The sequence below is a fragment of the Leptolyngbya sp. FACHB-711 genome (assembly GCF_014695615.1).
Classification (GTDB): domain Bacteria; phylum Cyanobacteriota; class Cyanobacteriia; order Elainellales; family Elainellaceae; genus Leptolyngbya_A.
The window spans coordinates 1-5291 of sequence record NZ_JACJOR010000277.1 but is presented as its reverse complement, the minus strand read 5'-3'; the positions used below and the strand labels follow the sequence as shown (position 1 = coordinate 5291).

Annotated in this window: 3 protein-coding genes; all 3 read left to right on the top strand. The window is 52.9% G+C overall.

The window, feature by feature from the left end:
- Positions 1 to 304: XisI protein (locus tag H6F80_RS10940; RefSeq protein ID WP_190791587.1), on the top strand; the 304-nt coding region annotated here is incomplete at its 5' end.
- Between the two features lie 57 nt (positions 305 to 361).
- On the top strand, positions 362 to 577 hold the full coding sequence (locus tag H6F80_RS10935; protein WP_190791586.1) for a hypothetical protein: 216 nt from the start codon (positions 362 to 364) through the stop codon (positions 575 to 577).
- Between the two features lie 845 nt (positions 578 to 1422).
- Positions 1423 to 5291 (top strand): magnesium chelatase subunit H (locus H6F80_RS10930; RefSeq protein WP_190791585.1); only part of this gene is annotated, 3869 nt, incomplete at its 3' end.

The window sequence follows — 5291 nt, the reverse complement described above, 5'->3', positions numbered from 1 at the left end:
GAGCGTCCTGCAAAATCACGCTGATTATCGTGCTACGCTGCCTGATGGCTACACTTCTCAGCTCATTTTTGATGATGAGCGAGGGCAGTATTTGGTTCTAGATATGGGCTGGAATGGTGATAATTACCTTCATGCGACCCCAATCCACATCAGCTTGATTGGTGATAAGGTTTGGGTGCAATACGATGATACTGAGGAAGGGGTAGCGACAGATTTAATGCAAGCAGGTGTTTCTAGAGAAGATATCGTATTAGGTTTTCGTCATCCCAAAATACGACAGCATACAGGTTTTGCAGTGGCTTGATTAGCAAGGATGGCGATCGCAGTATAACAAGCATCATGCAACGGACGAATAACTTGCATGGTTTCATCAGAACTTATCTCAACATTGCGAGGGCTGAGTCGGGCAGATAAACTCTACGTCATGCAGGTTCTAATTTCTGAACTTGCTCAACAAGAAACAGATTTAATCAAACCCGATCAGTCCTACCCTGTATGGTCGCCCTACGATGCGACAGAAGCAGCAGATACGATGTTAGAAGTATTGCGATCGGCTAAAACTCAGGACAATGCGTAACGCTGAACAATACCCTAGGACAAGTCAACATCTTTATAGAGTTTGATGTTTGCTTCTACCGCTCGCAGTTGCAGTTTGAAGTTTGCCCAAAATCTCCTGCCTCGAATTGATTGGATCAGAAGCGATCGCCCCAAACACTAAAATGAAACGATTGCGCTCTAACACTGTTCTGTGAATCTTTCTCCTGCTCTACAACAAGCGATCGCAATCCATTTATCCATTGATTTCCCTACAGATCCCAAACACGCCAAGTTTTTAGCCTGTGCGATCGCCCCAGCTGCAGACTTCCTACTTACAGGCTAATTACAGGCGATACAGACCTCGCTGAGGGACAGAACTGAGTAGAGGCAGCGATCGTCATGGTAGCTATGTTCAAAAGCCTTTTCTACGACGCATAGGGCTAAGTTTGTCCCCCGCCCTTAATTCCAAAAAAACTAGCTCTTCTCAAAGTCCCCCAATTTTGGGGGATTTAGGGGGCGATGCAGAACATTCGCAAAGATTCAACCATCCTCTCCCCCTTCTATAAATTTCCCTATTCAGAACAATCCCAAAATATTGATTAAGTTGATTTTATATTCAATGAGCATTCACTCACAATTTTGTAACGGAGTGTAAAGAAATCGCACAGTTTTTTTATCAATTTGTGTCACTTAAGCGCCCGATCGCCCTTTTGGTAAGGCTTTTCATGGTACAAACACCTATGTACCTCAAACTGTCGGCGGTCAGTCTCATCATCTAGCCTTGGACTGAACTGCTATCTTCCTGTAGGCGTTTATTGCGTTCTGCAGTTGCAGCCCGACCCCGACAGCCCGTGCCTCAGCCTAGAATCCAAGGAGCCTAACCGCATGTTCACCCACGTCAAGCCCGCGATCAGGCATATCGCGCCCGACAACCTCAATGGGCGATCGCTGATCAAAGTGGTCTATGTCGTGCTAGAGCCGCAGTACCAGAGTGCCCTCTCGGCGGCTGTCCGATCGATCAACGCGAACAATCCTAATCTGGCGATCGAAATTAGCGGCTATTTGTTAGAAGAACTTCGCAGCCCTGAAAACTACGAAGCCCTTCAGAAGGATGTTTCAGAAGCCAATGTCTTTATCGCCTCGCTGATCTTTATTGAAGAACTGGCAGAAAAAGTCGTTGCTGCGGTCGAACCCCACCGCGATCGCTTAGATGTGGCAGTGGTCTTTCCCTCCATGCCGCAGGTGATGCGCCTGAACAAGATGGGGACTTTCTCGATGGCGCAGTTGGGTCAGTCGAAGAGTGCGATCGCCCAGTTCATGCGGAAGCGCAAAGAGCAGTCGGGCAGCAGCTTCCAGGACGCAATGCTAAAGCTCCTCAATACGCTGCCGAAGGTGCTGAAATACCTGCCGATGGACAAAGCGCAGGATGCCCGGAACTTTATGCTCAGCTTCCAATACTGGCTGGGCGGCTCCTCGGAGAACCTGGAAAACTTTTTGCTGATGCTGGCGGATAAGTACGTCAAACCCTCTGGCAATCCGTCTGGAAAGGCGATCGTCTATCGCGATCCCGTCACCTATCCTGACATGGGCATTTGGCATCCCCTCGCGCCCCAGATGTACGAAGACCTGAAGGAGTACCTGAACTGGTACAGCACCCGTCAGGATGTCCCCGAAGATGTGAAAGATCCCCTGGCTCCCTGCGTCGGTCTGGTGCTTCAGCGAACTCACCTGGTGACCGGCGATGACGCGCACTATGTAGCAATGGTGCAGGAATTGGAATGCATGGGTGCAAAAGTCGTGCCCGTCTTTGCAGGCGGTCTGGATTTCTCGAAGCCCGTCGATGCCTACTTCTATGACCCGATCAAGAAAGACCAGGCCTTGGTAGACGTGGTGATTTCCCTCACCGGATTTGCGCTGGTGGGCGGTCCCGCTCGTCAGGATCACCCGAAGGCGATCGACTCCCTCAAGCGATTGAACCGTCCCTATATGGTGGCGTTGCCGCTGGTGTTCCAGACGACCGAAGAATGGCAGGACAGCGATCTGGGTCTGCACCCGATTCAGGTGGCGTTGCAGATTGCGATCCCCGAACTGGATGGGGCGATCGAACCGATCATTCTCTCTGGGCGGGATGGTGCAACGGGCAAGGCGATCGCGCTGCAAGACCGGATCGAGGCAATCACGCAGCGGGCAATGAAGTGGGCCAACCTGCGCCGTAAGCCGAAGCTGCACAAGAAAGTCGCGATCACGGTGTTCAGCTTCCCGCCGGATAAGGGCAACGTGGGTACAGCGGCTTATCTGGATGTGTTCGGCTCCATTTACGAAGTGCTAAAAGCTCTGCGCGACAACGGCTACGACGTGCAGGACGTGCCCGAGTCAGCAGAAGCCCTGATGCAGGAAGTGATCCACGATGCTCAGGCGCAGTACACCAGCCCAGAGCTAAATATCGCCTACCGGATGTCGGTTCCTGAATACGAGGCATTAACCCCCTACTCCCAGCGACTCGAAGAAAACTGGGGTGCGCCTCCCGGACATCTGAATACCGACGGCGAAAATCTGCTGGTATTTGGTAAGCACTTCGGCAACGTCTTTATTGGCATTCAGCCCACCTTTGGCTACGAAGGCGACCCGATGCGGCTTTTGTTCTCGCGATCGGCAAGTCCGCACCACGGTTTCGCGGCATACTACACTTACCTGGAGCGGGTTTGGCAAGCAGATGCCGTGCTGCACTTTGGAACCCACGGTTCGCTGGAATTCATGCCCGGTAAGCAAATGGGGATGTCAAATGAGTGCTATCCCGATTCGCTGATTGGCACGATTCCCAACCTCTACTACTACGCGGCAAATAACCCGTCCGAAGCGACGATCGCCAAGCGTCGAGGCTATGCCGAAACGATCAGCTACCTCACCCCGCCTGCCGAAAACGCCGGACTTTACAAAGGGCTGAAGGAACTGAGCGAACTGATCGCGTCTTACCAAACCTCGAAGGAGAGCGGACGGGCGATTCCGATCGTGAATGCGATTATCGAGAAGTGCCGCCAGGTCAACCTCGATAAGGACATCACTCTGCCTGAAAATGACGCTTCTGAACTGAGTCTGGACGATCGCGATTCGCTAATCGGCAAGGTCTACATCAAACTGATGGAAATCGAGTCGCGCCTGCTGCCCTGTGGTCTGCATGTGGTGGGTAAACCGCCGTCTGCCGAAGAAGCCGTCGCAACTCTGGTGAATATCGCCGGACTCGATCGCCCCGAAGAAAGCATCAAGAGCCTTCAGCGCATTATTGCCGAAAGCATCGGACGCGAGATGGACGAGATTTACCGAAACTCCGATCGGGGTGTGCTGGTGGATGTGGAGCTGCTGTTCAACATCAATCAGGCGGTGCGATCGGCAGTCGCAGCCATGGTGAAAGAACAAACCGATGCCGAAGGGCGCGTCTCCAAAGTCACCAAGCTCAATTTCTTCAACATCGGACGCAAGGAACCCTGGATTGAATCGCTGACCCAATCGGGCTATCCGAAGGTCAATGCCGACGATATCAAGCCCCTGTTCGAGTATCTGGAGTTTTGTCTGAAGCAGGTGATTGCGGATAACGAGCTGGGCGCACTGCTCAAAGGTCTGGAAGGCGAATACATTCTGCCTGGTCCTGGCGGCGACCCGATTCGGAACCCGGATGTGCTGCCCACAGGTAAGAACATCCACGCGCTGGATCCCCAATCCATCCCGACGACCGCAGCCGTTCAGGGCGCGCAAATTGTGGTTGAAAGACTGCTCGATCGCCAAAAGGCTGAAAACGGCGGTGCGTACCCGGAAACGATTTCCTTCGTCCTCTGGGGGACAGACAACATCAAGACCTACGGCGAATCCCTAGCGCAGGTAATGATGCTCGTCGGCGTGCGTCCGGTCCCCGATGCGCTGGGCCGCGTGAACAAGCTGGAAATGATTCCCTTAGAAGAACTGGGTCGCCCCCGGATCGATGTGGTGGTGAACTGCTCTGGTGTGTTCCGCGATCTGTTTATTAACCAGATGAATCTGCTCGATCGCGCCATCAAAATGGCAGCGGAAGCCGATGAGCCTGTGGAAATGAACTTTGTTCGCAAACACGCGATCAAGCAAGCAGAAGACATGGGCATCAACCTGCGTCAGGCAGCCAGCCGCGTCTTCTCGAATGCTTCTGGCTCCTATTCGTCGAACATCAACCTGGCGGTGGAAAACAGCACCTGGGAAAACGAGGCAGAGCTACAAAATATGTACCTGTCGCGCAAATCCTTTGCCTTCAACTCGGACAATCCGGGCATGATGGATCAAAACCAGGATTTGTTCACCTCTGCCCTGAAGACGGTAGACGTGACGTTCCAGAATCTCGACTCCTCGGAGATTTCGCTGACGGACGTATCCCACTACTTCGACTCTGACCCGACAAAGCTGGTGGAAACGCTGCGGAAGGACGGCAAAAAGCCTACTGCCTACATTGCAGACACGACGACGGCAAACGCCCAGGTGCGTACTCTCTCGGAAACCGTCCGTCTCGATGCTCGTACCAAACTCTTGAATCCCAAGTGGTATGAGGGAATGCTGTCCCACGGCTACGAAGGAGTCCGCGAACTCTCGAAGCGATTGGTGAACACAATGGGCTGGTCTGCGACCGCAGGGGCAGTAGACAACTGGATCTATGAAGACACCAACACCACGTTCATCAAAGACGAGGAAATGCGGAATCGCCTGATGAACCTCAACCCCCACTCGTTCCGCAAGGT

Bases quoted from the DNA above. Each gene is read 5' to 3' on its own strand.
- H6F80_RS10935 (WP_190791586.1), top strand. From the start codon at position 362: ATGGTTTCATCAGAACTTATCTCAACATTGCGAGGGCTGAGTCGGGCA.